2 protein-coding genes are annotated in these 1,382 nt (G+C 65.9%); both read right to left on the reverse strand.

All coding sequences use genetic code 11. From position 1 onward, the window contains the following. Positions 1 to 96: 96 nt before the first annotated feature. Positions 97 to 603 carry a nucleotidyltransferase domain-containing protein gene (locus FGL98_RS25020; protein ID WP_146321588.1) on the reverse strand — a complete coding sequence of 169 codons (507 nt, stop codon included), beginning with the start codon at positions 601 to 603 and terminating at the stop codon, positions 97 to 99. A gap of 236 nt (positions 604 to 839) precedes the next feature. Beyond that, positions 840 to 1,277: a hypothetical protein gene (locus tag FGL98_RS25025; protein WP_146321590.1), complete on the reverse strand. Its 438-nt coding sequence runs from the start codon at positions 1,275 to 1,277 to the stop codon at positions 840 to 842. Positions 1,278 to 1,382 lie beyond the last annotated feature (105 nt).

Below are 1,382 nucleotides of genomic sequence, written 5' to 3' on the forward strand. Positions count from 1 at the left end.
AGACTCCTCGTGGAAAAGCTGGGCAGACCAGCGGCACCATAACGCCCAGCCACCACGAGCCGCCCACACGCAGTCCCGACACCCGCTCACAGCCAATCAGCCCAGTCCTTCCACGGATCGAGGTTTAGGCCTCCGACGCATCGCCGGCACCCACTCGGGCATCATCTGTTTGATCTCAACCTGCGCGCGCGGGCTGATCACCGGACAGCACAGGTCACCGATGTGGCCGACCACTGCGTCGGACAGGATGTCAGCAGGCCACCGAGTTCCACGCCAGGGCCCGCCACCCACGACCACGCGGCCCTCGACGTCCCGTTCCAAGGGAGCAAACCCCAGCTCGACCGCCCCGCGGCGCAGGTCACGCTGCTGGTCCCGCGGGTGGGTACCGATCTCGCTCCAACCGTTGGCGACGAGGCTCTCCACGAGCTGGGGAAGGTCATGCCGCCAGGCGAAGAAGTCGACGTCCAGATGCTCACGGCTGATCTCGCCCAAGTAGAAGTCCATGGCCCACCCGCCGCGTAGCCAAATCTCGATGCCCCCGCGGCGACCGGCACCCAGCACTTCGGCCACGGCAGCCAACTGCTCCCTCGCCAGGCTCACCACGCAATGACCCTACCGAGAACGGTGAACTCAAGGCCGCGAAGCGACCCGTAAGACCTCGCCTTGCGGACACCGCACACCGCGCCCGCCGTGGGCGTTCCGTATTGGACACCCCTGCAGGGCACCGACCGCTATGCCAGCACGTCGGCCACTGATCGCCGTTCTCGTGTCCAGTGATTCCTCCCCAAGCGGGGCGTATCGCTCCCCGTCCATGCCGGGCTGTATGTCCGGGTGGAGCGCTAGACGTGGACGCGGAAGCAGCCGCTGTCTTTGCCGATCGTGACGGTGATCTGCCAGGTCCCGTGGCGAGGGAGCCGTAGGTTCCCAGGAAAGAACAGGCCCGGCGGGTCACCGTCGGGTGTGGCAATAGCGTCCGGTCCGCGACGCGTCACCATCGACTGCGTGGATGAATTGAGTAGCTGAGCGCGGATGACGGCAGCCGTGGGCTTTTGGTTGACCGACGTTTCCACCCAGAACTTCGTCCCCTGCTCTGCTCGCCAAAGTCCTCGGTTCGCCTTGAAGGGCCCGGCGGAGATCACGCCGTCCCGGGCCGTCATCAGCCCAGCAGTGGCCACGCACCCCGAGGAGGTCGCGTTCACGGGCGAGGATGCGGCGCTCGTGCCTTCGTTGGCGCTGGTTCCGGTGCCACCAGCGTCCGGCCCCAGGGGTCTGGACATGGTGGGATCGTTCATGAGTTGTCAGGCTGGTCTTTGACGGTGTAGACGATCTTGAGGTTCGTGCCAGGATAGGTCGTCTCGGTGTCGGTCAGCTGCTGACACAGT

This window comes from Leekyejoonella antrihumi, from assembly GCF_007845645.1.
Lineage (GTDB): Bacteria > Actinomycetota > Actinomycetes > Actinomycetales > Dermatophilaceae > Leekyejoonella > Leekyejoonella antrihumi.